Origin of the sequence: Microbacterium mangrovi (assembly GCF_000802305.1) — a bacterium.
GTDB lineage: Bacteria > Actinomycetota > Actinomycetes > Actinomycetales > Microbacteriaceae > Microbacterium > Microbacterium mangrovi.
On the sequence record NZ_JTDK01000001.1, the window covers coordinates 106,812 to 129,067 of the forward strand.

Consider the following 22,256-nt stretch of genomic DNA (forward strand, 5'->3'; position numbering starts at 1 on the left):
CGGCTCGATCCCCACCGCCGGGACCGACCGCGACCGCACCGTCGGCATCCTCACCACCCTGGGCGCCTACGTGCTGTGGGGCCTGTTCCCGATCTACTTCATCGCGCTCGAGCCCACCAGCCCGTCGGAGGTCGTCGGCTGGCGGATCGTCCTGTCGTTCGTCTTCTGCCTGATCCTGCTCACGATCATGCGCACCTGGCCGAAGCTGTGGGCGATCATGAAGCAGCCGCGGCTGCTCGGGTGGACGGCACTGGCCGGCATCCTGATCTACGTCAACTGGCAGACGTACCTCGTCGCCACGCTCACCGGGCACGTGATCGAGGCCAGCCTGGGCTACTTCATCAACCCGATCGTCACCGTGCTGCTGGGCGTGCTCGTGCTGCGCGAGCGCATCGGCGCCACGCAATGGGCGGCGATCGGCATCGCGGCGGTCGCGGTGATCGTGATCGTGATCGCGTACGGCGCCGTTCCGTGGATCGCCCTCATCCTGGCCGGGTCGTTCGGGCTGTACGGCCTCGTCAAGAAGCGCATCGGAACCGATGTGGATGCCGTCAGCGGTCTCACCCTCGAGTCGCTCTGGCTGCTGCCGGTCGCCGCGATCCAGCTGATCGTCGTCGCCGTCACCGGGGGCCTCACGATCGCCGACGGACCGCCGCTGCACACCTTCCTGGTGCTGATGGCCGGGGTCGTCACGGCCGTGCCGCTCCTGATGTTCGCCGCGGGTGCGCGCCGCGTGCCGCTGACCGTCGTCGGGCTGCTGCAGTTCATCACGCCGATCATGCAGTTCCTCGTGGGGGTGTTCGTGCTGCACGAGCCGATGCCGTTCGCGCGATGGATCGGCTTCGCGCTGGTGTGGGTCGCGCTCATCGTGCTGACTGTCGATTCCCTGCGGACGTCCCGTCATCGGGAATCTTCCAAGGCTGCCCGCAATTAGAATCATCAAGTCTGGAATCTCCCGACCCATCCCCTTGCTGAGCCGTGCCACGAGCACATCTGGAGAGATGCATGAACCAGCCCGACCCCTTCGGTTTCACCGGCCTCACCTATGACGACGTGCTGCTGCTGCCCGGCCACACCGACGTCATCCCGTCCGAAGCCGACACGTCGTCGCGGCTGACCCGGCGCATCACGGTGGCCACGCCCCTGCTGTCGAGCGCCATGGACACCGTGACCGAGACCCGCATGGCGATCGCCATCGCGCGCGAAGGCGGCATCGGCATCCTGCACCGCAACCTGTCGATCCACGACCAGGCGGCGATGGTCGACCGGGTCAAGCGCAGCGAGTCAGGCATGATCACCGACCCGATCACCACGACCGGCGACGCCACGATCGACGAGGTCGACGCGCTCTGCGCGGAGTACCGCATCTCCGGCCTCCCGGTCGTCGACGACGACGGACGCCTCATCGGCATCATCACCAACCGCGACATGCGCTTCGTGACCGGCAAGGCCCGCAAGACCACGATCGTGCGCGACGTGATGACCCGCGAGAACCTCGTCACCGGCAAGGTCGGCATCGCCGCCGAAGACGTCATCGCCCTGTTCGCCAAGCACCGCGTCGAGAAGCTGCCGCTGCTCGACGACGACGGACGCCTGGCCGGGCTCATCACCATCAAGGACTTCGACAAGAGCGAGAAGTACCCGCTGGCCACCAAGGACGACCAGGGTCGCCTCCGCGTCGGCGCGGCCATCGGCTTCTTCGGCGACGCCTGGCAGCGCGCCGAGGCGCTGCGGGATGCCGGCGTCGACGTGCTCGTCGTCGACACCGCGAACGGGCAGTCCGCGGGCGTCATCGACATCGTCAAGCGCCTCAAGGCCGACCCGTCGTTCGCGCACATCGACGTCATCGGCGGCAACGTCGCCACCCGCGAGGGCGCCCAGGCGCTCATCGACGCCGGCGTGGACGCCGTGAAGGTCGGCGTCGGCCCGGGCTCCATCTGCACCACCCGCATCGTGGCCGGCGTCGGCGTGCCGCAGGTCACTGCGGTGTACGAGGCATCCCTCGCCGCACGCGAGGCCGGCGTCCCGGTCATCGCCGACGGCGGCCTGCAGTACTCGGGCGACATCGCCAAGGCGCTCGTCGCCGGGGCCGACACCGTGATGCTCGGTTCGCTGCTGGCCGGCACCGACGAGTCGCCGGGTGAGGTCGTCTTCCAGGGCGGCAAGCAGTACAAGATGTACCGCGGCATGGGCTCGCTCGGTGCGCTGCAGACCCGCGGCAAGAAGACGTCGTACTCCAAGGACCGCTACTTCCAGGCCGACGTGCCCAGCGACGACAAGCTGATCCCCGAGGGCATCGAGGGCCAGGTCGCCTACCGCGGCCCGGTGTCCGCGGTCGCGTACCAGCTGGTCGGCGGCCTGCGCCAGTCGATGTTCTACGTCGGCGCGCGCACGATCGACGAGCTCAAGTCGCGCGGCAAGTTCGTGCGGATCACTCCGGCCGGACTCAAGGAGTCGCACCCGCACGACGTGCAGATCATCGTCGAGGCGCCCAACTACAAGAAGTAGGACGCGACGTCGAGAGGGCCGGTGGCACGTCGCCACCGGCCCTCTCGCGTTCGCCCGGTCCGGTCGCCGAGACCGGGTCGCGCCGTCGAGACGGGGTCAGCGCGGGCTCGCCTCGGCGGCGACGACCTGTTTCGCGGCATCCGGCGCGCGAACGGCCGTAGGGGATGCCGTGCTCCGCCCGGCCGGAAGCCACAGCGCGGCGACGGCGGTGGCGAACAGCACCCCGGCCCCCGTCAGGACCGCGGGCTGCGCGGCCGTCACGTACAGCGCCGGCACGAGTTGTCCGCCGGCGCCGAGGAACACGGCGGTGAGCACCGCGGTGCCGAGCGCGATGCCGATCTCGCGCAGCGTGGAGTTCACGCCGGACGCCTTCGCGTGGTCGGCGAGGCCCAGCGTCGCGAGCAGGGCGGTCGCCGACGGGGCGAACACGAGTCCCATGCCGATGCCGGCCATCACGAACGGCACGACCATGTCGGCGTACGGCGTCGTCACCGACATCTGCAGCGCGAGCCACGTCAGGGCGGCCCCCTGCAGCAGGAGTCCGGTCACCATCAGGATGCGGGTGCCGACGCGCGGCGCGATGATGCCGGCCAGCGGCGCGACGATCATCGGCGCCATCGTCCACGGCGTGGTGCGCAGCGCGGCCTCGAACGGGGTGGCGCCCTGCACGACCTGCATGTACTGGATGAGGATGAAGACCGCTCCCATCGCGCCGAACGAGAACCCGAAGCCGACGATGTTCGTCACCGAGAACGAGCGATCGCGGAAGAGCCGCAGCGGCATGAGCGGGGCCCGGGTGCGCCACTCCCAGAGCAGGAACGCGAGGACGAGGATGCCGCCCGCGACGAGCTCCGCGATGACGCCCAGCGAGTCCCAGCCGTCGTCGTTGCCGCGCACGATCGCGTGGACCAGGGCCAGCACGCCGAGACCGACCAGCACCGTGCCGAGCACGTCGATGCGGGCGCGGGCGCCGAAGTCGTTGCGCAGGCCGTACAGGGCGAGGGGGATGGCCACCACGGCGACGGGCACGTTGATCCAGAAGATCGCCTGCCAGTTCCAGCCGCTCATGATCGCACCGCCGATGAGCGGGCCGGCCGCGACGCCGAGGCCGGACACCCCGCCCCAGATCCCGATCGCGAGGGGGCGACGCCGGGTGGACACGGCGCCGGTGAGCAGTGCCAGCGACAGCGGCATCACGCCGGCGCCGCCGAGTCCCTGCACCGCGCGGGCGGCGATGAGCTGGCCGGGGTCGGTGCTGAGTGCGGCGAGGATCGAGCCGGCGGTGAACACGCCGATGCCGAGCAGGAACACGGTGCGCCGGCCGAACCGGTCGCCGAGCGCGGACAGCAGCAGGATGGTCGAGGCGAACGTCAGCGTGTACGCGTTCACGAACCACTGCAGCTGTTCGACGGAGGCGCCGAGCTTGTCGTGCAGCACCGGGAGGGCGTTGGTCATGACGAGGTTGTCGAGGGTCGCCATGAACATCGGCAGGGATGCCGCGGCGACGACGACGGCGAAGGGCCGGGTGTCCCGCGCGGTGTGGGTGGTGGTCATCATCGCTCCTGAGGGAGGTGGTTCAGAGGGGTTGTAATCGAATGATTACTTCACTGAGCACCAATGTAGTAATCGACTGATAACATGTCAAGCATGAGTTCTCAGGTCAGCGTCGACTCCGCGAAACGCCTCACCTCGGAGGAGCGCCGCGAGCAGATCCTCCAGGCCGCGCTCGCCGTGTTCGGCGCCCGCGGCTACGTCGGCACGACCACCGATCAGGTGGCGAAGGCGGCGGGGGTCAGCCAGCCGTACGTGGTGCGCCTGTTCGGCTCCAAGGAAGACCTCTTCCTCGCGGCTCTGTCCGAGGCGACCGACGAACTGCTGCGGTCGTTCCGCGCGGCGATCGCGACCGACGACGGAACCTCGATCGACAAGCGCATCGGCACCGCGTACGTCGACCTGCTGCGCGTGCGCGGTCTGCACCAGACGATGTCGCACGCGTACCTGCTGGGGAGTCATCCCGTGATCGGCCCCATCGCCCGGCGCGGCTTCGCGCGCGTGTGGCGCTTCTTCCGCGACGAGGCCGGCTTCGACGCCGACAAGGCCCGGTCGTTCCTCGCCGAGGGGATGCTGATCAACACCATGATCGGGCTGCGCCTGGTCGACGACTACGGCGACGACGAGTCGGTGACCGAGATGTTCCGGTCGTGCTTCCCGTCGACCCTCCCCGAGGTGCTCGACGTCGTCCCGCGCAGCGTCGACCCGTGGTGAACCCCGCCCGGCGATTCTGATAGCCTGATCGGCTCCGTGTTCGACGGCGGGGCGGAAGGACGCCCACCGTGGGTTACATCGACGTGGCATCCGTCTCGTTCGCGCTGCCGGACGGACGACCCCTGCTCGACGACGTCTCGTTCCGGGTCGGCGAAGGCTCGACGACGGCGCTCATCGGCGCGAACGGCGCCGGCAAGACCACCCTGCTGCGGATGATCCGCGGCGCGCAGGCTCCCGACACGGGCGTCATCTCGATCGGCGGAGGGCTCGGCGTGATGGACCAGTTCGTCGGTCACTCCCGGCCCGGCCAGACCGTGCACGACCTCCTCGTCTCCGTCGCCCCCGAGCGCGTGCGCGCCGCCGCCGAGGAGCTGGATGCGGCCGAGACCGCCATCATCGAGCACGACGACACCGACTCCCAGATGCGGTACGCGGCGGCCCTCGCCGACTACGCCGACGCGGGCGGCTACGAGCACGAGACCGTGTGGGACGCCTGCACGGTCGCCGCCCTCGGCATCCCGTACGAGCGCGCCCGGTTCCGGGACCTGGAGACGCTGTCGGGCGGTGAGCAGAAGCGGCTCGCCCTGGAGGCGCTGCTGCGCGGTCCCGACGAGGTGCTGCTGCTGGACGAGCCCGACAACTACCTCGACGTCCCGGCCAAGCGCTGGCTGGAGGACCAGCTGCGCGCGACGTCCAAGACGGTGCTGCTGGTCTCGCACGACCGGGAGCTCCTGGCGCGCGCGGCAGACCGCATCGTGACGCTCGAGGTCGGCGGCGCGGGAAGCTCCGCCTGGGTGCACGGCGGCGGGTTCCGCACGTACCACCAGGCGCGCGAGGACCGCATGGAGCGCCTCGACGAGCTGCGCCGGCGCTGGGACGAGCAGCACGCGAAGCTCAAGAACCTCGTCGCGACCCTGCGCGTGAAGGCGGCGGCCAGTGACGAGTTCGCGTCGCGATACCGTGCGGCCCAGACACGGCTGCGCCGTTTCGAGGACGCCGGGCCCCCGCAGGAGCGTCCGCGCGAACAGGAGCTGCAGCTGCGGCTGCGGGGCTCGCGGACGGGCAAGCGGGTGGTCGTCGCCGAACAGCTGGAACTCACCGGCCTGATGCGCCCGTTCGACCTCGAAGTCTGGTTCGGAGACCGGGTCGCCGTGCTCGGCTCCAACGGGTCGGGCAAGTCGCACTTCCTGCGTCTGCTGGCGGCCGGCGGCAGCGACCCGGATCCGCTCCTCGGCCACGTGACGACGGTGGGGTCGGGGCTGGATGCCGTCGCCCACGACGGCCGGGTGGTTCTCGGCGCCCGGGTGGTGCCCGGCTGGTTCGCGCAGACGCACCGGCATCCGGAGTTCACCGGCCGCACCCTGCTGGAGATCCTGCACCGCGGCGACGGCGAGCGGCCGGGGATGCCGCGGGATGCCGCGAGCTCGGCGCTGGATCGCTACGGTCTGGTGGCGCAGGCGGAGCAGACGTTCGACTCGCTGTCCGGCGGGCAGCAGGCGCGACTGCAGATCCTGCTGCTGGAGCTGTCCGGCGTGACGCTGCTGCTGCTGGACGAGCCGACCGACAACCTCGACCTCGTCTCGGCCGAGGCGCTCGAGCTCGCCCTGGCGCGCTTCGAGGGCACCGTGCTCGCCGTCACGCACGACCGCTGGTTCGCCCGCTCGTTCGATCGGTTCCTGGTGTTCGGCGCCGACGGCCGGGTGTACGAGTCCGACGCGCCGGTGTGGGACGAGTCCCGCGTCGCCCGGGCGCGCTGAGGCGGCATCCGGCCCCGCCCCGCCCCGTCCCGTCCCGCCCCGTCCCGCCCCGCCCCGTCCCGTCCCGTCCCGTCCCGCCCCGTCCCGCGTTCGTCGAGACAGGGTCGCGGCGCCGAGGAAGGTGTGGCGGGGCCATTCCTCGTCGCGGCGAGCCTGTCTCGCGTCCACAGGCGGGCGCGTCGGCGCGTCCATCCACAGCAGAGGGCTGCGGGGAGCGACGAGCGGGGCTGGTAAAGCACCGTGGTGGGATGCTGCATCCCTCGCCGATTCCCCTGCTGCGTGCCCGCGACCACCCGAATCGCGATCGGATGGCGCGAGACCCGGCGCTCAGGGTCGTGCGGCGCGGGGTCTACGCAGAGCGCGCCGACTGGGGCGCGCTGACACCCTGGGGCCGCTACCTGGCACGCGTCCATGCCGTCGCCCTCGTCTGGGATCATCCGACGTTCTGTCTCGAGTCGGCGGCGGCGCTGCAGGGCCAGCCCGTGTTCGACGAGCCGCGCGACATCCACCTGCTCGGCCGCACGAGCTGGCACGTCGGCGATGTGCGGGTGCACGGATCCGCGGATGCCCGTCCGATCATCGACCTCGGCGGCATCCACACGACCGATCTGATCACGACCGCAGTCGACCTCGGGCGAATGCTGCAGCCGGCGCAGGCTCTCGCGGTCGCAGATGCGACCCTGCGGATGCGAGGAGGTCCCATCGACTTCGCCGCGCGGGGCGAGAGTCAGGCGAACGGTCGGGGCATCCGTCAGCTGCGATGGGTGCAGGAGCACGCGCGAGCCGAGGCCGAGTCGGTCGGAGAGTCGTTCAGTCGCGCCGTCATCGACTGGCTGGGGTACGAGCAACCGCGGCTCCAGGCCGAGTTCCGAACCGACGGGTACCTCGACCGAGTGGACTTCCACTGGCCCCGGCAGCGGGTCTTGGGCGAATCCGACGGGTACGGGAAGTACGACGCATCCAGCCCCCGGGCCATGAAAGCGCACTTCGTGAAGGAGAAGAAGCGCGAGGACCGCCTGCGGCGGCGACCCGACATCGACGGATTCGCACGCTGGGATTGGGGCGACACGCTCCGCTTCGAACCCCTCGACGCAGCCCTTCGCGCCGCCGGCCTCATGCCCGTGCGTCCGCGGCAATGGGCGATGCTTCGCACGCTCGGGACGAACCCCCGCGCCGTCGGTCGTCGAGACAGGCCTCCGCCGCCGAAACGGGGCTAACCCGCGCTCGTCTCGTCGCGAGAACCCTGTCTCGGCGGGAGGGGACCGGCGTAAGGTCGGGGGCATGTGCCGCAACATCCACACGCTCCACAACTTCGAGCCGGCTGCGACCTCCGAGGAGGTGCACGCGGCCGCTCTGCAGTACGTGCGCAAGATCGCCGGGACGACGAAGCCGTCGAAGGCAAATGAAGAGGCCTTCAACCACGCCGTCGCCGAGATCGCGCACCTCACGCAGCACCTGCTCGACGACCTGGTGACCACCGCGCCGCCGAAGAACCGCGAAGAAGAGGCGGCGAAGGCCCGCGCCCGCGCCGTGCGCTCGGGCCGGTACGCGGCGGCCTGACGTCGCCGGGCCGCCCGCCCCACCGGCATCCCGCATCGCGCCGAGGCAAGTGGTTCGCGCTGAGACAAGTGACACGACCACTTGTTTCGGCGGCGAACACCTGTCTCGGCGGTCAAGGACGCGCGATGCCGGGGGACGCGGGGCGAACCGAAGCTGCGGGCCCGGGTCTCACAGGCCTGCCGGGTAGGCTGGGCCCGTGAGCATGGACATCGAACTCGGCCGCGCCAAGCGCGCCCGGCGGGCATACTCGTTCGACGACATCGCGGTCGTGCCGTCGCGGCGCACGCGAAACCCGGCGGATGTCTCCACTGCCTGGTCGATCGACGCGTTCCACTTCGACACCCCGATCATCGGCGCCCCGATGGACTCGGTGATGAGCCCGTCCAGCGCCGTGCGCCTCGGCGAACTCGGCGGCCTCGGCGTGCTCGACCTCGAGGGCCTGTGGACGCGGTACGACGACCCGGAGCCGCTGCTGGCCGACATCGGCGATCTGCCGGGTCGCAGCGCGATCAGCCGCCTGCAGGAGCTCTACTCCGAGCCGATCAAGCCCGAACTGGTGCGCGACCGCCTCGCCGAGATCCGCGCGGCCGGCGTCACCGTGGCCGGCGCCCTCACCCCGCAGCGCACGCAGGAGCTCTACGAGACCGTCGTCGCGGCCGGGGTCGACCTGTTCGTCATCCGCGGCACCACCGTGTCGGCCGAGCACGTGTCGACGGTCGCGGAGCCGCTCAACCTCAAGAAGTTCATCTACGACCTCGACGTCCCGGTGATCGTGGGCGGCGCCAGCACGTACACCGCGGCCCTGCACCTGATGCGCACCGGCGCGGCCGGTGTGCTCGTCGGGTTCGGCGGCGGGGCGGCATCCACCACGCGCGCCACGCTCGGCATCCACGCGCCGATGGCGACCGCGGTGGCCGACGTTGCCGGCGCCCGCCGCGACTACCTCGACGAGTCGGGCGGCCGCTACGTGCACGTCATTGCCGACGGCGGCGTGGGCACCGCGGGCGACATCGTGAAGGCGATCGCGATGGGGGCGGATGCCGTCATGCTCGGCGTCGCGCTGTCGCGGGCGACGGATGCCCCCGGCCGCGGGTACCACTGGGGCGACGAAGCGCACCACGCCAAGCTGCCGCGCGGGCGCCGCGTGAAGGTGGACCAGGTCGGCACCCTCGAAGAGGTGCTCTACGGCCCGGCGCAGGTCGCCGACGGCACGGCCAACCTCATCGGCGCGCTGAAGAAGTCGATGGCCACGACCGGCTACTCCGACCTGAAGGAGTTCCAGCGGGTCGAGGTCGTGCTCGCCCCGTACACCGGAAAATGAGCGGCACCGGCGACCCGGACGACCCGGCCACCGGCGAGATCCCCGAGGTCTTCCCGCCGACCCTTCGCGAGGTGATGCTGCGCCCGAAGTGGATCGGGATGCTGGCCCTGTTCGTCGTCGTCGCGGGTGTGTTCGCCTGGCTCGGTCAGTGGCAGCTCGGACGAGCCCTGGCATCCGGCGCCACCGAGCCGACCCAGCTCGAGAAGGTCGTGCCCATCGACCAGGTCGTGAAGCCGGGGGAGTATCTCGACGGCGCGCTGGTCGGGCAGCGGGTCTCGGTGAGCGGCTCGTACGTGCCGGGCGATTTCATCGTGCTGACGCAGCGCCTCAACGACGGCACCGAGGGGTACTGGGTGACGGGGCAGCTGCGCGTCGCCGGGGAGGCGAAGCCCACCTCGGTGGCCGTCGCGATCGGCTGGGCGCCGACGTCCGAGGCCGCGGCCAAGGCCGTCGCGCAGCTGAACGCCGGCGCGACGACCTCGACCACGGTGACCCTGCGGGGCCGGCTGGTCAATGACGAGGGCCCGGTGGCGCCGCCGAAGGCGCACCCGTTCGAGCTCAGCGTCATGTCGCCGGCAGCCCTGCTCAGCAGGTGGCACGACATCACCGGCCTCGCGGTCTACCGTCCGTACCTGCTGAGCGACCAGGCGGATGCGGGTCTCACGACGATCTCGGCACCGCCGCCCACGCAGAGCGGCCTCAACTGGCTGAACCTGTTCTACGCGGTCGAGTGGGCGGTCTTCGCCGGGTTCGCGTTCTACATGTGGTACCGCCTCGCGAAGGATGCCTGGGAGAAGGAGTGCGAGGAGCTCGGCTTCGGCAGCGATCCTGATCCCGCGGAGGATGCCGCGCCGCTCGACGGCCGGTAGGTTCCCCGCGGCGGCCGCTCACTTCGCCCGGTAGGCGATCGTCGCCATCATCCCTGCCTCTGCGTGGTAGACGTTGTGGCAGTGGCTGAGCCAGCGCCCGGGGTTGTCGGCGTCGAACTCGACGCGGAGCGTCTTGCCGGGCAGCACGATCGAGGTGTCCTTGCGGGGGCCGCCGGCGGGATGCTGGTACGTGTGCCCGTGCAGATGCATGGGGTGCCACATGTTCGTGGAGTTGATGAATTCGAGGGCGACCCGCTCGCCCTGCTCGATGCTCAGGGCGTTCTCGAGCGGGGCGCTCATGTCCATGCGCGTGCCGTTGATCGCCCAGTCGTACCTGCCCATGCTCCCGGTCATCTTCGGCACGAGGGTGCGGTCCACGGTGCGTGTGGGCAGGGCAGCCGTGGATGCCGCGCGGAGATCGCCGGCGGTGGCCGGCGGCATCGTCTGCGGCAGCTTCGTGTTCCGTGTTGGGACGCTTCCGGACCCGGTGCGCAGGACGGCGAAAGCCTGATCCTGCTTTCCGAGAGCTTCGGCGATCACCGCGAACGCCCCGTCGCCGGCTGTGAGGATCGCGTCGTAACGCTCGCCCATCCCGAGCACGACGCTCTCGGCCTGGGCGGGCTGCACGGGGAAGCCGTCGGTGTGCGTGATCGTGAGGCGGTGTCCGACGACGCCGAACCGGAAGGCGGTGTCGCCTCCGACGTTGATGACGCGGAGCCGGATCCGCTCGCCCGGCTTGGCGGTGAACGTCTCCGGGTCGTTCGCGGGTCTGCCGTTGATCAGATACCGGGGGTAGTACACGTCGCCCGCGTCGCCGCCCAGGAGCGGTGAGGTCGCGCCCATCAGGGTGTTCCCCATCCGCATCGCTCCCATGTCCGAGCCGCCGTGGTCCATCATCCCGCGGCGCAGTTCACCGAGCACCTCGTCCGGCGTCGCCGTGATGCCGTCGAGCCAGTCGTCCAGGACGATGATCCACTCCCGGTCGTAGTCGGCCCTCTCCTGCGGGTCGTCGATGATCAGCGGCGCATGCAGGCCGCGGTCGAGCTGCGTTCCGACGTGCGGGTGGAACCAGTAGGTGCCGGGAGCGGGGAGGGTGAACTCGTAGTCGAAGGTGCCGCCGGGCTGGATGGCCTGCTGGGTGAGGTGCGGCACGCCGTCCATGTCGTTGCGCAGGGCGAGGCCGTGCCAGTGCACGCTGCTGGGGTCGGGGAGGTCGTTGGTGAACGCGACCTTCAGCGTGTCGCCGACGTTGCCGCGCAGCGGCGTGCCGGCGGACGCGCCGCGGTAGGCCCACGTCTTCGCGGTCTTCCCGCCGAGGTCGAGGGTCACCGGTTCGGCGGACAGCGCGCGCCGGAGCACGGTTCCGGTGCGGCGCCGCTTCGCTTCGGCCGCGGCGACTGCGGCGCTTCCGGGGCTGACGAAGGTGGTCGTCCTGCTCGTGGCGGTGCAGCCGGTGAGCCCGACGGCGGCGAGGGCGAACGCTCCGGCCGCCAGAAACTGGCGGCGGTTGAGAGGAGTGGGCATGGTGGAAGTCCTTCTGAGTCGTTGGTGAGCGGACCACCGAGACGCGCCGGCGTGGCGGCGAGACGGAGTCGTCGGCGGTCGGGCACCCCGGGCGGGGTGTGCCGAGGAAGCGAGGGATGCCGGGCGCATCCCCGATCGCTCACGTCCGATAGATGGACAGGTCGCCGTGCGAGAGCGCGAGGTGGCGCGGCGCGTCACGCGGCGGAGCGGGATCGGTCACCGCTGCGATGGATGCCGGCACTGCGCCGTGCGGGACGGGGATGACCGCCGCACCGTTCTCGACCGGCCCCGGCACGCACATGGCGGAGCCGGTGTGGTCCATGGCGGTGCGGCAACCGCCGTGGACACCGCCGTTCATCGTGGCGTCCGCGGCGATCGTCGACGTCTGTGAGTGGTGTCCGGCCGGCATCCCACCGGCGCTGTCGAGGGGAGCAGCCGTGAGCACGTGCATCCCGAGCAGCCCGGCGAGCAGCAGCACGACGAGCAGCAGGCGGCCGCCCATCGCCCGGGTTCTCGTCACGGCCACCATGCCCAGCAGTATACCCGGGAGGGGTATCGGGGAACCGTCGGATGCTCGCCTGCTCTCCGAGCGTGACCTGCGGACGGGCGCGGGACGAGCTCTCAGGCGCCCCCGCGTAGAATCGAACCCATGGCTCTCGCCCCCAAGACTGCGACTTTCCCCAAGATTCGCAGCGCCCTGAAGTTCTACCAGGTGTGCTCGATCATCACCGGTACCTTCCTGCTGCTGCTGGTGGCCGAGATGATCGTCAAATACGGTCTGCACTACGAGCTCTTCCTCGGCGGATCGGGCGGCTTCCTCTACTTCTCGCCGGTGATCGAGGGCCCCAAGGGCATGGAGTCGACCGGCAACGGCCTCAACCTGTCGATGACGATCCTCATCGTGCACGGCTGGTTCTACGTCGTGTACCTGTTCTCCTGCTTCCGCATCTGGAGCCTCATGCGGTGGCAGCTCGGCCGGTTCATCATGCTGGCGCTGGGCGGTGTCGTGCCGTTCCTGTCGTTCATCATGGAGGGCCGCGTCGCCCGCGACATCAAGCGCTACCTCGCCGAGCGCGAGTCGGCCGACGCTTCGACAGGCTCAGCGTCCCCCCAGACCACTACCACCGAAGGAGTCCGGTGACCGACGAAACCACCCAGCGACCCGTCCTGGTCGTTGATTTCGGCGCGCAGTACGCGCAGCTGATCGCGCGCCGCGTGCGCGAGGCCGGCGTGTACAGCGAGATCGTGCCGCACGACGCCACGGCATCCGACATCGCCGCGAAGAACCCGGTGGGCATCATCCTCACCGGCGGTCCGTCGTCGGTCTACGAGGACGGCGCGCCGCGCCTCGACCCGGCCGTGTTCGAGCTCGGCGTGCCGACGCTCGGCATCTGCTACGGGTTCCAGATCATGGCGCAGACGCTCGGCGGCGAGGTCGCGAACACCGGACTGCGCGAGTACGGCGCGACCAACGCGATGCTCACCGGCGACGGCGGCGTGCTGCTGGGCGACCTGCCCGCCGAGCAGAACGTGTGGATGAGCCACGGCGACCAGGTCGCCAAGGCGCCCGACGGTTTCACGGTGCTGGCGAAGACCCCGTCCACCGCTGTCGCCGCGTTCAGCGACGACGAGCGGCGCCTGTACGGGGTGCAGTGGCATCCCGAGGTGAAGCACTCGACCCACGGCCAGGCCGTCATCGAGAACTTCCTGCACAAGGCGGCCGGGCTCCCGGCCGACTGGAACAGCGGGAACGTCATCGCCGAGCAGGTCGAGCGCATCCGCGAGCAGGTCGGGGACGCGCGCGTCATCTCGGCGCTGTCCGGCGGTGTCGACTCGGCCGTGTCGACGGCCCTCGTGCACAAGGCGATCGGCGACCAGCTCACCGCGGTCTTCGTCGACCACGGCCTGCTGCGCCAGGGCGAGCGCGAGCAGGTCGAGAAGGACTACGTGGCATCCACGGGCGTGCGCCTCATCACGGTGGATGCCGCGGACACCTTCCTCGGGCATCTCGCGGGCGTCACCGACCCCGAAGAGAAGCGCAAGATCATCGGCCGCGAGTTCATCCGCGCGTTCGAGAAGGTGCAGCGCGAGCTCGTCGACGAGGCCAAGGCCGAGGGTGCGCCGATCAAGTTCCTCGTGCAGGGCACGCTGTACCCCGACGTCGTCGAGTCCGGCGGCGGCACCGGCACCGCGAACATCAAGTCCCACCACAACGTCGGCGGACTCCCCGACGACCTGGACTTCGCGCTCATCGAGCCGCTGCGCACCCTGTTCAAGGACGAAGTGCGCGCGATCGGCCGCGAGCTCGGCATCCCCGAGGCGATCGTCGGCCGCCAGCCGTTCCCCGGCCCCGGCCTCGGCATCCGCATCATCGGCGAGGTGACCCGCGAGCGGCTCGACATCCTCCGCGAAGCGGACGCGATCGCGCGCGAAGAGCTCACCGCGGCGGGCCTCGACGGCGAGATCTGGCAGTGCCCGGTGGTGCTGCTGGCCGACGTCCGCTCGGTCGGTGTGCAGGGCGACGGCCGCACCTACGGCCACCCGGTCGTGCTGCGCCCCGTGTCCAGCGAAGACGCCATGACGGCCGACTGGACCCGCCTGCCCTACGACGTGCTCTCGAAGATCTCCAACCGCATCACCAACGAGGTGCGCGACATCAACCGGGTGGTGCTCGACGTGACGAGCAAGCCCCCGGGGACCATCGAGTGGGAGTGAACCCCGACGAGGCCCGGAATCGCACCAGCGGTTCCGGGCCTCGTGCTCTGCCCGCCGCGGTGCCCGGCATGCGCGGCGCGGCGGGGGATGATGGAGGCGTGACCACGTTTCCGGATGCCGAATACCTGGTGCTCTCGAGCCGACTCATCCCCGATCTCGACGGGGGGTACACGCTGGCGACCCTCGCCCGGGCCCGGCAGATGGCCGCCGCCGGGGTGCACGACGGCCGCGGGCCGCTGATCCTCACGGTCGACCCGGGGACTCCGGCCGAGCACGCCCGGCACCGCCGCACGTTCGACGAGCGGGAGCTCGTCGTCGACCCCGCCCGCCTGCGCAACCTGTTCGACGAGGCCGCCGATCCCGACGGGGGAGCGGCATCCTGGCTGCGCGAGGCCGCGCACCCGGGCGAGGCGGATCCGGCGCTCGACTACCGCACCGTGCTCGACGAGCACGGCCGGCCGACCGTGGGACTCCCGGTCATCGTCGGGGATCCCGACTGGCACATCAGCACGGCGCCGGTGCTCGTGCACCGGCGCGACGGCTCGGTGCACGGCGTGCTCGACGGCTTCGGCGCCCTGTACCGGGCGTGGCTCGACGAGGTCGCCCGGCAGCTGCGGCAGGACGATCCGAACCGGCCGGTCGTGGTGCTGTGCGAATCCCGCCAGCTCGGCGAGCTCCTCGCCGGGTGGGATGACCCGGGTGTGCGGCTCATCCAGGCGACCCACACCATCCATCTCGAACCGCCCTACACGATCGACGCCCCGGTCAATGCGCTGTGGGGCCGCTGGTTCGACCTGGCCGAGCGCTTCGACGCGGTGCTGTGGCTCACCGACGAGCAGCGCCACGACGTGCGGGAGCGCTTCGAGCTGGACGGCGTGCACATCGTGGTGCCGCACGGGGTTCCCGCCGCGGCATCCGTGCGGCCTCCGGCGCAGCGCACGCAGGGCCGGGTCGCGATGCTCAACCGCCTCGCGCCGGGCAAGCGCATCGACCATGCGATCCGGGCGATGGCGCAGGTCGTGCCGATCGTGCCGAACGCGGTGCTCGACGTGTACGGCGACGGCACCGGCCGGGGCGCCCTGCAGCAGCTGATCGACGAACTCGGGCTGGGCGCGCACGTCACCCTGCGCGGAGCGACGACCGACCCGGGCGCCGTGCTCGACGACGCCTCCGTGCTGCTTTTCACGTCGGCGTTCGAGGGGCAGGGCCTGGCGATCATCGAAGCGCTCGCGCACGGATGCCCCGTCGTCAGCTACGACGTGCGCTACGGTCCGCGGGACTCGCTGCGAAACGGCGGCGGCATCCTCGTCCCCGACGGCGACATCGACGCGATCGCGACCGCCCTCATCGAGGTGCTCACCGACGTGGAGCTGCGGCTGCGGCTGTCGCGCGAAGCGGTGGAGGCATCCCGCCTGGTGGATCCGGCGCGGGTGATGGAGTCGCTGGCGTCTGCAGTCACCGACGTGCTGGGCAGCCCCAGCCGTCGGGCGTGACGCCGCGGGTCAGTCCGCCTGCACGGCGGCGCTGGTGGGCGAGACCCACCACTCCCGGATGCGCCATTCGCTGACCGCGCCCTGCACGACGAACGGGTCTCCCGCCGCGAACTCGGCGGCGACATCGCGGTCGTGGAACACCGACAGCGCGCCCGGCTGCCCGTCCTCGGGTTCGGGGAAGGGGCCGATGAGGAGCGGCTCACCAGGATGCTCCTGCGCGAATGCCCGGGCGTACGCGTTGTGCGCCGGGAACAGCTCGCCGACGCGCGCCCGCGCGCCCGGCTCGGAGAAGTACAGCAGCAGGTAGTGCGGCAGCCATCCCGCCGCCGGGCCCGACTCTTCGCTCATGTTCGCCTCCGATGGCGATCGTACGCCGACGTCGATCCGCCCAGGGAGGATCCGCCGAGGGCGGATCCACCACCGGACGAAACCGCCCCGGGGTCGCGGCGGGCGCGCGAAGGTGGGGGCATGGCAGAGGAAAACAAGATCCCGGTGTTCGGACCGGAGGCACGCCGCGAGCTGTACCAGCAGCGCGTGCTGGTGCTCGACGGGGTGCTGGACGACGACAACGGCCCCCTCCTGATGACGCAGCTCATGTCGCTGGCCGCGGAGGATGCCGCGGCCGACATCGCCCTGTGGATCCATTCGCCCGGCGGCTCGGTGCCGTCCATGCTCGCGATCCGCGACACGATGCGGCTCATCCCCAACGACGTCGCGACGCTGGCGCTCGGGCTCGCCTGCAGCGCCGGGCAGTTCCTGCTGTCGGCCGGGACGCCGGGAAAGCGCCGCGCGCTGCCGCACGCCCGCATCCTGATGCACCAGGGATCCTCCGGCATCGGCGGATCCGCCGTCGACGTGGAGGTGCAGGCCGGCGACCTGCGACACATGCGCGACACCGTGCTGGGCATCATCGCGGAGGACAGCGGGCAACCCCTCGAGCGCATCTTCGAGGACTCGCTGCACGACCGCTGGTACACCGCCGGCGAGGCCCTCGACTACGGATTCATCGACCAGATCGTCTCCGACTTCGCCCAGATCACCCCGCACCGCCGGCGCCCCGCCGGGCTCGGCGTGCCGGTCGAGACCCCGAGGAGGGATGCCGCATGAGCTCCTACACGATCCCCAACGTGATCAGCCGCGATCCGCGCGGCGATCGCATCATGGACGTCTACTCGCACCTGCTCGCCGAACGCGTGGTGTACCTCGGCACCGGTATCGACGCCGGGGTGGCGAACGCCCTCATCGCCCAGCTGCTGCACCTCGACGCCGACAGCCCGGACCGCGACATCCAGCTCTACATCAACTGCGAGGGCGGCGACGAGGCGGCGATGCTGGCGGTCTACGACACCATGCAGCACGTGCGGCCGGATGTCGCGACGACCTGCATCGGGCAGGCCGTCGGCGTCGGGGCGGTGATGCTCGCGGCCGGAGCGCCGGGCAAGCGCGCCGTGCTGCCGCACGCCCGCGTCGTGCTGCACCAGCCGGCGGGTCAGGGCCGCGGCGCCGTGCCCGACCTCATCCTGCAGGCCGACGAACTGGTGCGCGTGCGCGGCGAGGTCGAGCAGCTCCTGGCCCGGCACACGGGGCAGGATGCCGCGCGCCTGCGCGCGGACACCGACCGTGACCGGGTGTTCACCGCCGCGGACGCCGTCGCCTACGGGCTCGTCGACCGGGTGCTGGAGCGCGTCCCGGCGGAGTGAGCCCCCGATCGTTGCGTTTCGTCTCCGTCGCTGCGCTCCCTCGCTCAACGACCGGGGTGCGGGGTCCGGTCGTTGAGCGAGCGCAGCGAGACGAAACGCAGCGAGCCGCCCGGGGTGTGGGGTTCCGGTCGTTGAGCGAGCGCAGCGAGACGAAACGCAGCGAGCCGCCCGGGGTGGTTGCGTTTCGTCTCAGTCGCTGCGCTCCTTCGCTCGACGACCGGGGGCCGAGGTCGCTGCGCGCCTTTGTTCAACGACCGAGGGGCTCAGGATGCTGCGGCGGCGCGCACGGCCTCGACAGCGCTCGCCGGGGAGCCGTGCCAGGGCGTGCCGTGTCCGGGCAGCACCCACCCGGCATCCAGCGCGGCGATGTGGTCGAGGGACTCCAGGGCTGCGGCGGGGTCGTCGGTGAACGGAGCGGGAGCCGCCCCGCCGACGCCGGTCAGCACGTTGCGGGTGGTGAGGGCATCGCCGACGAACACGGCGTCGGCGACCTGGGAGTACACCGCGACGCTGCCGGGGGAGTGCCCGGGCATGCTGATGATGCGCGGAGCGCCGGGCAGATCGAGGACGTCTCCGTCGTGCATCTCGACGAGGTCGGTGAGCCACGTGGTGCGCATGCCGCCCTTGCGGAGAGCGTAGGCGAAGAAGCCCAGGGTGGCGCCGACCTTCATCTTGCCGCCGCCCGCCTTGGACTTGACGTGGCCGCGAGCGCGCTCGGCATCCGCCTGGTGCACGTAGACGGGGATGCCGGCCTCGCGGCGGAGGCGCTCGGCGAAACCGACGTGGTCGGAGTCGCCGTGCGTGACGATGAGCCCGCGGATGTCGGACAGCGGGCGTCCGATGGTCTCGAGCTCGGCGAGCAGGTCTTTCCACTGCCCGGCGAGCCCGGCGTCGACGACGGTGATGCCGTCGTCGGTGACGATGAGGTAGGCGGCGACGATGTCGTTGCCGATCCGGCGAAGGTGGGGTCCGAGTTCCATGTTGGCTACGATAATTAGCTATGATGGCTAATGTCAATAGTCATCATGAAGGGGGATCAGGATGCCGACACCCGATCGCACGAGCGTGGCCGAGATCGTGGCGGCCGCGCGGGAGCTGCTCGAAGCGGGGGGCCCTGCGGCGCTCACCATGCAGGCGGTCGCGTCCCGCGTCGGGGTGCGCGCGCCCTCGCTCTACAAGCGGGTGCGCGACCGCGACGCCCTGCTGGTGATGGTCGCGGAGGCGACGGCCGACGACGTCGCGACGAGATTCGCGGCATCCGGCTCGTCGCTCAGCGACCTCGGACGCGCCTACCGCACCTTCGCGCACGAGCATCCGGAGGGTTTCCGGCTGATGTTCGCCAACGATGCGGCCGCCGAGCGCATGGGCCGAGCGGTCGAACCCGTGCTGCGCGCCGCGCGCGAGACCGTCGGCGACGAGCACGCGCTGGATGCCGCCCGCCTGCTGACCGCGTGGGCCACCGGGTTCATCAGCATGGAGCTCGCCGGTGCGTTCCGCATGGGCGGGGACATCGACGCCGCGTTCGAGTACGGACTGAAACGGCTGACGGCGGGCATCGACTCCGGGCGTTGAGGCCGGGTTGCTGCGTTTCGTCTCGGTCGCTGCGCTCCCTCGCTCAACGACCGGCGGGCCAGGTCTTGCCGGCCCAGGGATCGTAGTCCGCGATCAGGTCCTCCTGCGGCGGACGTTCGGGCTCGGGCACGTGCTGCAGGTTCACGCGCACTCGGTACCAGAGCGAGCTGGATCCGCGCATCCCGTCGACGAGCACGTCGGCCGGATGCAGCGCCGCCGCGGCATCCGGATGCTTCCTCCGCCACACGTCGAGGGCATCCATCGCCTCGGGCTTCGTCTTGGTGCGGGCGACCTCGATGAGCGGCATCGTGGAGGCCCGGCGGCCGTCGGCGGACGCACCGCGCGGCGGCTTCTCCGCCGGACCCATCTTCTCGGCCAGGTGCAGCAGGGCGTCGAGCCGGCCCACCGCATCGTCGATGCCGGCGTGGGCGTCGCCGCGCTCGGCGAACAGCGCCGGGACGGTGACGGCGGTGAATTGCTCCGGGCTCGCAGTGCGCAGGTCGTCCCACGAGAGCGGCATCGAGACGCGGGCATCCGGAAGCGCGCGGATGGAGTACGCCGACGCGACGGTGCGGTCCTTGGCGTTCTGGTTGAAGTCGACGAACACGCTCTCGCCGCGTTCCTCTTTCCACCACTGGGCGGTCGCCAGGCCCGGGGCCCGGTCGGCGACCTCGCGGGCGAGGGTCTCGGCGGCGAGGCGCACGGCGCGGAAATCCCACTCCGGCGCGATCCGCACGAGGATGTGGATGCCGCGCGACCCGCTGGTCTTGGGCCAGCCGACCAGGCCGTGGTCGTCGAGCACCTCGCGGGCGACGAACGCGGTGTCGACGATCTGAGACCAATCGACCCCGGGCATCGGGTCGAGGTCGACGCGCAGCTCGTCGGGGTGGTCGAGGTCTTCGGCGCGGACCGGATGCGGGTTGAGGTCGAGGCAGCCGAGGTTCGCGATCCAGGCGAGGCCCGCGGCATCCCGCACCACGGCCTCCTCGGCGGAGGTGCCCCGCGCGTACAGCAGCGTGGCGGTGTCGATGAAGTCCGGATGGTTCTCGGGCACCCGCTTCTGGAAGAACGGCTCGGCGTCGATCCCCTTCACGAAGCGCTTGAGCACCATCGGCCGCCCGCCCGCACCCCGCAGAGCGCCGTCGGCCACCGACACGTAGTACTGCACGATGTCGAGCTTGGTCAGCCCCGGCCCCGGGAAGACCACCTTGTCCGGATGCGACACGCGCACCTCGTGCCCGTCCACGTCGATATGCGTCTCCGATGCCCCCGCCACGGCCCCAGGCTACGCCCGGGTCGGCTGCCCCGGTGCGCGAGACAGGGCCACGCCGACGAAATCGAGTCGGCGCAGGCCTGTCTCGGTCGGCAAGCCCTGTCTCGGCGGGCCGGAGCGGGCTGAGGACGGCGGGCGGGGTTCTGCTCACGGCGGAACGGGGTGCGCGAGTGTGCGGCGCGTGCCTAGGGTGAGGGCATGGGCGAGATCATCGCATTCCCGCGACGGATGCCGGATGCCGCCGGCCTCGAGCCGGAGACCGCCGGCGTCGAACGGGAGGCCGGGCGCGCGCCGGCATCCGGAGTCGAACCGCTGTGGCGCGAGACGATGGGCGACGTGTTCCGCGGCATCCGTCAGGAGCGCGGCGAGCGGCTCGCCGACGTCGCCGAACGCGCCGGTGTCTCGGTGCAGTACCTCTCGGAAGTGGAGCGCGGCCGCAAGGAGCCGTCGAGCGAGATGATCGCCGCGATCGCGGGAGCCCACGACCTGTCGCTGCACGACCTCACCCTCGCGGTCGCCGAGCGCCTCGCGCGGCCGGCATCCGGAGCGGTGCTCCTCGCCGCCTGACCCCCGAACAGACCGAACGGCCGCCCGGACGAGTGTCCGGGCGGCCGTTGCGTGTGTCAGATCAGTTGGATCGGGCGATGCCGATGATCCGCAGGATCTCGAGGTACAGCCAGACGACGGTGACCATGATGCCGAAGCCGCCGAGCCAGCCGAGCTCGCGCGGAGCGCGGTTGCGCACGCCCTGCTGGATGAAGTCGAAGTCCTGCACCAGCGAGTACGCGGCCATGATGACCACCAGCACGCCGATGATGAGGCCCAGCGGGAACGGGCCGATCTTCATGCTGTAGAGGCCGAACATGCCGCCCGCGACCGGGGCGTTGAACAGCATCAGCACGACGTTCAGCAGTGCGAACACCATGTAGCCGATCATCGCGATCATCCAGATCTTGGTGGCCCGCTTGGAGGCGCGCACCTTGCCGGAGGCGAAGAGGGCGAGCGTCACGCCGACGACCGCGAGGGTGGCGAGGGATGCCTGCAGCACGATGCCGGGGAAGATCAGCTCGAAGTAGAGCGAGATGGCCCCGACGAACAGGCCCTCGAACGCGGCGTAGCCGAAGATGAGCGCCGGGCGCACCTTCTTGGCCGACGTGAAGATGACGACCATCGCGAGCACGAACCCGCCGATCGCGCCGATGAGCCACGGCAGCATGCTGGCGGTCGGGCCGCTCGCCGTCTCGCGGATCGTGGACGACGACCACACCCAGCCGACGACCGCGGTCACCAGCAGCACCGCGAACAGGCCGATGGTCTTGTAGACGGTGTCTTCGACCGTCATCCGGCCGTGCTGCAGCGCGCCCGCTTCGGGCGCGGCGTAGGCGCCTTCGAACTGGGCGTTGACGGCCGCCTGCTGCTGCGCGGTGGGCGGCACCTGCTGCCCGTACTGCGGCGTCTGACCGGGCTGCGCGAACCCGGTCTGGGGCGCGCCCTGGTAGCGGCCCGCAGGCTGCTCCTGGAAGGCGGGGTTGTTGAAGGCGGGGTTGGCCGCCATTGCGATCACTCTCCGTAGGTCGTGTCTGACAGCGCTTGCTGTTACTCCACGATACCCGCTGCAAAGCGCCCGGTGCCGGGGAGGATCTGTGAGACGGATATGCGTGCCGGCCGATACCCCCGGATGGTATCCCGAAGATGCGAA

22 protein-coding genes are annotated in these 22,256 nt (G+C 70.9%); 15 read left to right on the forward strand and 7 right to left on the reverse strand.

The window, feature by feature from the left end; genetic code table 11:
* Positions 1-7 precede the first annotated feature (7 nt).
* Positions 8-934 (forward strand): EamA family transporter RarD, encoded by a 927-nt coding sequence (gene rarD / locus LK09_RS00520; protein WP_039394855.1) that lies wholly within the window; start codon positions 8-10, stop codon positions 932-934.
* 71 nt (positions 935-1,005) lie between these two features.
* Positions 1,006-2,508 (forward strand): IMP dehydrogenase, encoded by a 1,503-nt coding sequence (guaB, locus tag LK09_RS00525; RefSeq protein ID WP_039394207.1) that lies wholly within the window; start codon positions 1,006-1,008, stop codon positions 2,506-2,508.
* 96 nt (positions 2,509-2,604) lie between these two features.
* Here the strand turns inward: guaB and LK09_RS00530 are convergent, their stop codons facing one another.
* Entirely contained in the window at positions 2,605-4,062 is a 1,458-nt protein-coding gene (locus tag LK09_RS00530) for an MFS transporter (protein ID WP_231562912.1), read from the reverse strand.
* Between the two features lie 93 nt (positions 4,063-4,155).
* On the opposite strand from LK09_RS00530, the gene LK09_RS00535 reads away from it, so the two are divergent.
* The 6 genes from LK09_RS00535 to LK09_RS00560 all read left to right on the forward strand — a co-directional run bounded on the left by LK09_RS00535 (position 4,156) and on the right by LK09_RS00560 (position 10,280).
* Entirely contained in the window at positions 4,156-4,773 is a 618-nt protein-coding gene (locus tag LK09_RS00535) for a TetR/AcrR family transcriptional regulator (protein WP_197060935.1), read from the forward strand.
* Between the two features lie 68 nt (positions 4,774-4,841).
* A complete protein-coding gene (locus LK09_RS00540; protein ID WP_039394214.1) occupies positions 4,842-6,530 on the forward strand; it encodes an ABC-F family ATP-binding cassette domain-containing protein in 1,689 nt (562 codons plus the stop codon).
* Between the two features lie 248 nt (positions 6,531-6,778).
* The gene (locus LK09_RS00545) at positions 6,779-7,747 is read left to right on the forward strand and encodes a hypothetical protein (protein WP_052226238.1); all 969 of its coding nucleotides are present in this window, start codon (positions 6,779-6,781) and stop codon (positions 7,745-7,747) included.
* A gap of 64 nt (positions 7,748-7,811) precedes the next feature.
* On the forward strand, positions 7,812-8,090 hold the full coding sequence (locus LK09_RS00550) for a DUF2277 domain-containing protein (protein ID WP_039394217.1): 279 nt from the start codon (positions 7,812-7,814) through the stop codon (positions 8,088-8,090).
* A 202-nt stretch (positions 8,091-8,292) separates the two neighbouring features.
* On the forward strand, positions 8,293-9,411 hold the full coding sequence (locus LK09_RS00555; RefSeq protein WP_039394219.1) for a GuaB3 family IMP dehydrogenase-related protein: 1,119 nt from the start codon (positions 8,293-8,295) through the stop codon (positions 9,409-9,411).
* A complete protein-coding gene (locus tag LK09_RS00560) occupies positions 9,408-10,280 on the forward strand; it encodes an SURF1 family protein (RefSeq protein ID WP_039394221.1) in 873 nt (290 codons plus the stop codon). Before LK09_RS00555 ends, LK09_RS00560 begins: the two co-directional genes overlap by 4 nt.
* Before the next feature lie 18 nt (positions 10,281-10,298).
* Here the strand turns inward: LK09_RS00560 and LK09_RS00565 are convergent, their stop codons facing one another.
* Positions 10,299-11,804, reverse strand: coding sequence for a multicopper oxidase family protein (locus tag LK09_RS00565; RefSeq protein WP_039394224.1), 1,506 nt, complete (start codon positions 11,802-11,804; stop codon positions 10,299-10,301).
* A gap of 139 nt (positions 11,805-11,943) precedes the next feature.
* The gene (locus LK09_RS00570) at positions 11,944-12,333 is read right to left on the reverse strand and encodes a DUF6153 family protein (RefSeq protein WP_156138589.1); all 390 of its coding nucleotides are present in this window, start codon (positions 12,331-12,333) and stop codon (positions 11,944-11,946) included.
* A gap of 120 nt (positions 12,334-12,453) precedes the next feature.
* On the opposite strand from LK09_RS00570, the gene LK09_RS00575 reads away from it, so the two are divergent.
* The 3 genes from LK09_RS00575 (at position 12,454) to LK09_RS00585 (ending at position 16,012) form a co-directional block, all read left to right on the forward strand.
* The gene (locus LK09_RS00575; RefSeq protein ID WP_039394229.1) at positions 12,454-12,945 is read left to right on the forward strand and encodes a DUF3817 domain-containing protein; all 492 of its coding nucleotides are present in this window, start codon (positions 12,454-12,456) and stop codon (positions 12,943-12,945) included.
* The gene (gene guaA, locus LK09_RS00580) at positions 12,942-14,519 is read left to right on the forward strand and encodes a glutamine-hydrolyzing GMP synthase (RefSeq protein WP_039394232.1); all 1,578 of its coding nucleotides are present in this window, start codon (positions 12,942-12,944) and stop codon (positions 14,517-14,519) included. The genes LK09_RS00575 and guaA overlap by 4 nt, the downstream gene beginning before the upstream one ends.
* A 98-nt stretch (positions 14,520-14,617) precedes the next feature.
* A complete protein-coding gene (locus tag LK09_RS00585; RefSeq protein ID WP_039394236.1) occupies positions 14,618-16,012 on the forward strand; it encodes a glycosyltransferase in 1,395 nt (464 codons plus the stop codon).
* Positions 16,013-16,021: 9 nt separating this feature from the next.
* Here LK09_RS00585 and LK09_RS00590 read toward each other — a convergent pair whose 3' ends face one another.
* Positions 16,022-16,360, reverse strand: a complete 339-nt coding sequence (locus tag LK09_RS00590) for a YciI family protein (protein WP_052226239.1) — start codon at positions 16,358-16,360, stop codon at positions 16,022-16,024.
* Between the two features lie 120 nt (positions 16,361-16,480).
* On the opposite strand from LK09_RS00590, the gene LK09_RS00595 reads away from it, so the two are divergent.
* Both LK09_RS00595 and LK09_RS00600 read left to right on the forward strand, forming a co-directional pair.
* Positions 16,481-17,119 carry a ClpP family protease gene (locus tag LK09_RS00595; RefSeq protein ID WP_039394240.1) on the forward strand — a complete coding sequence of 213 codons (639 nt, stop codon included), beginning with the start codon at positions 16,481-16,483 and terminating at the stop codon, positions 17,117-17,119.
* Positions 17,116-17,712: a ClpP family protease gene (locus tag LK09_RS00600; protein ID WP_039394242.1), complete on the forward strand. Its 597-nt coding sequence runs from the start codon at positions 17,116-17,118 to the stop codon at positions 17,710-17,712. The genes LK09_RS00595 and LK09_RS00600 overlap by 4 nt, the downstream gene beginning before the upstream one ends.
* 263 nt (positions 17,713-17,975) lie before the next feature.
* On the opposite strand, the gene LK09_RS00605 is transcribed toward LK09_RS00600, so the two are convergent.
* Positions 17,976-18,692, reverse strand: coding sequence for an MBL fold metallo-hydrolase (locus LK09_RS00605; RefSeq protein ID WP_039394245.1), 717 nt, complete (start codon positions 18,690-18,692; stop codon positions 17,976-17,978).
* A gap of 61 nt (positions 18,693-18,753) precedes the next feature.
* Here LK09_RS00605 and LK09_RS00610 point away from each other — a divergent pair, with 61 nt between their 5' ends.
* On the forward strand, positions 18,754-19,284 hold the full coding sequence (locus LK09_RS00610) for a TetR/AcrR family transcriptional regulator (RefSeq protein ID WP_039394248.1): 531 nt from the start codon (positions 18,754-18,756) through the stop codon (positions 19,282-19,284).
* Between the two features lie 43 nt (positions 19,285-19,327).
* Here the strand turns inward: LK09_RS00610 and LK09_RS00615 are convergent, their stop codons facing one another.
* On the reverse strand, positions 19,328-20,560 hold the full coding sequence (locus LK09_RS00615; protein WP_039394251.1) for a DNA polymerase domain-containing protein: 1,233 nt from the start codon (positions 20,558-20,560) through the stop codon (positions 19,328-19,330).
* A 195-nt stretch (positions 20,561-20,755) separates the two neighbouring features.
* Between LK09_RS00615 and LK09_RS00620 the strand changes: the two genes are divergently transcribed.
* Complete coding sequence (locus LK09_RS00620; protein ID WP_039394253.1) at positions 20,756-21,124, forward strand: helix-turn-helix domain-containing protein; 369 nt, start codon at positions 20,756-20,758, stop codon at positions 21,122-21,124.
* A gap of 61 nt (positions 21,125-21,185) precedes the next feature.
* On the opposite strand, the gene LK09_RS00625 is transcribed toward LK09_RS00620, so the two are convergent.
* The gene (locus LK09_RS00625; protein WP_082007957.1) at positions 21,186-22,112 is read right to left on the reverse strand and encodes a Bax inhibitor-1/YccA family protein; all 927 of its coding nucleotides are present in this window, start codon (positions 22,110-22,112) and stop codon (positions 21,186-21,188) included.
* Positions 22,113-22,256 lie beyond the last annotated feature (144 nt).

Bases quoted from the DNA above. Each gene is read 5' to 3' on its own strand.
- guaB (WP_039394207.1), top strand. From the start codon at position 1,006: ATGAACCAGCCCGACCCCTTCGGTTTCACCGGCCTCACCTATGACGAC.
- LK09_RS00530 (WP_231562912.1), bottom strand. From the start codon at position 4,062: ATGACCACCACCCACACCGCGCGGGACACCCGGCCCTTCGCCGTCGTC.
- LK09_RS00535 (WP_197060935.1), top strand. From the start codon at position 4,156: ATGAGTTCTCAGGTCAGCGTCGACTCCGCGAAACGCCTCACCTCGGAG.
- LK09_RS00545 (WP_052226238.1), top strand. From the start codon at position 6,779: ATGCTGCATCCCTCGCCGATTCCCCTGCTGCGTGCCCGCGACCACCCG.
- LK09_RS00550 (WP_039394217.1), top strand. From the start codon at position 7,812: ATGTGCCGCAACATCCACACGCTCCACAACTTCGAGCCGGCTGCGACC.
- LK09_RS00555 (WP_039394219.1), top strand. From the start codon at position 8,293: ATGGACATCGAACTCGGCCGCGCCAAGCGCGCCCGGCGGGCATACTCG.
- LK09_RS00560 (WP_039394221.1), top strand. From the start codon at position 9,408: ATGAGCGGCACCGGCGACCCGGACGACCCGGCCACCGGCGAGATCCCC.
- LK09_RS00565 (WP_039394224.1), bottom strand. From the start codon at position 11,804: ATGCCCACTCCTCTCAACCGCCGCCAGTTTCTGGCGGCCGGAGCGTTC.
- LK09_RS00570 (WP_156138589.1), bottom strand. From the start codon at position 12,333: ATGGTGGCCGTGACGAGAACCCGGGCGATGGGCGGCCGCCTGCTGCTC.
- LK09_RS00575 (WP_039394229.1), top strand. From the start codon at position 12,454: ATGGCTCTCGCCCCCAAGACTGCGACTTTCCCCAAGATTCGCAGCGCC.
- LK09_RS00590 (WP_052226239.1), bottom strand. From the start codon at position 16,360: ATGAGCGAAGAGTCGGGCCCGGCGGCGGGATGGCTGCCGCACTACCTG.
- LK09_RS00595 (WP_039394240.1), top strand. From the start codon at position 16,481: ATGGCAGAGGAAAACAAGATCCCGGTGTTCGGACCGGAGGCACGCCGC.
- LK09_RS00600 (WP_039394242.1), top strand. From the start codon at position 17,116: ATGAGCTCCTACACGATCCCCAACGTGATCAGCCGCGATCCGCGCGGC.
- LK09_RS00605 (WP_039394245.1), bottom strand. From the start codon at position 18,692: ATGGAACTCGGACCCCACCTTCGCCGGATCGGCAACGACATCGTCGCC.
- LK09_RS00610 (WP_039394248.1), top strand. From the start codon at position 18,754: ATGCCGACACCCGATCGCACGAGCGTGGCCGAGATCGTGGCGGCCGCG.
- LK09_RS00620 (WP_039394253.1), top strand. From the start codon at position 20,756: ATGGGCGAGATCATCGCATTCCCGCGACGGATGCCGGATGCCGCCGGC.
- LK09_RS00625 (WP_082007957.1), bottom strand. From the start codon at position 22,112: ATGGCGGCCAACCCCGCCTTCAACAACCCCGCCTTCCAGGAGCAGCCT.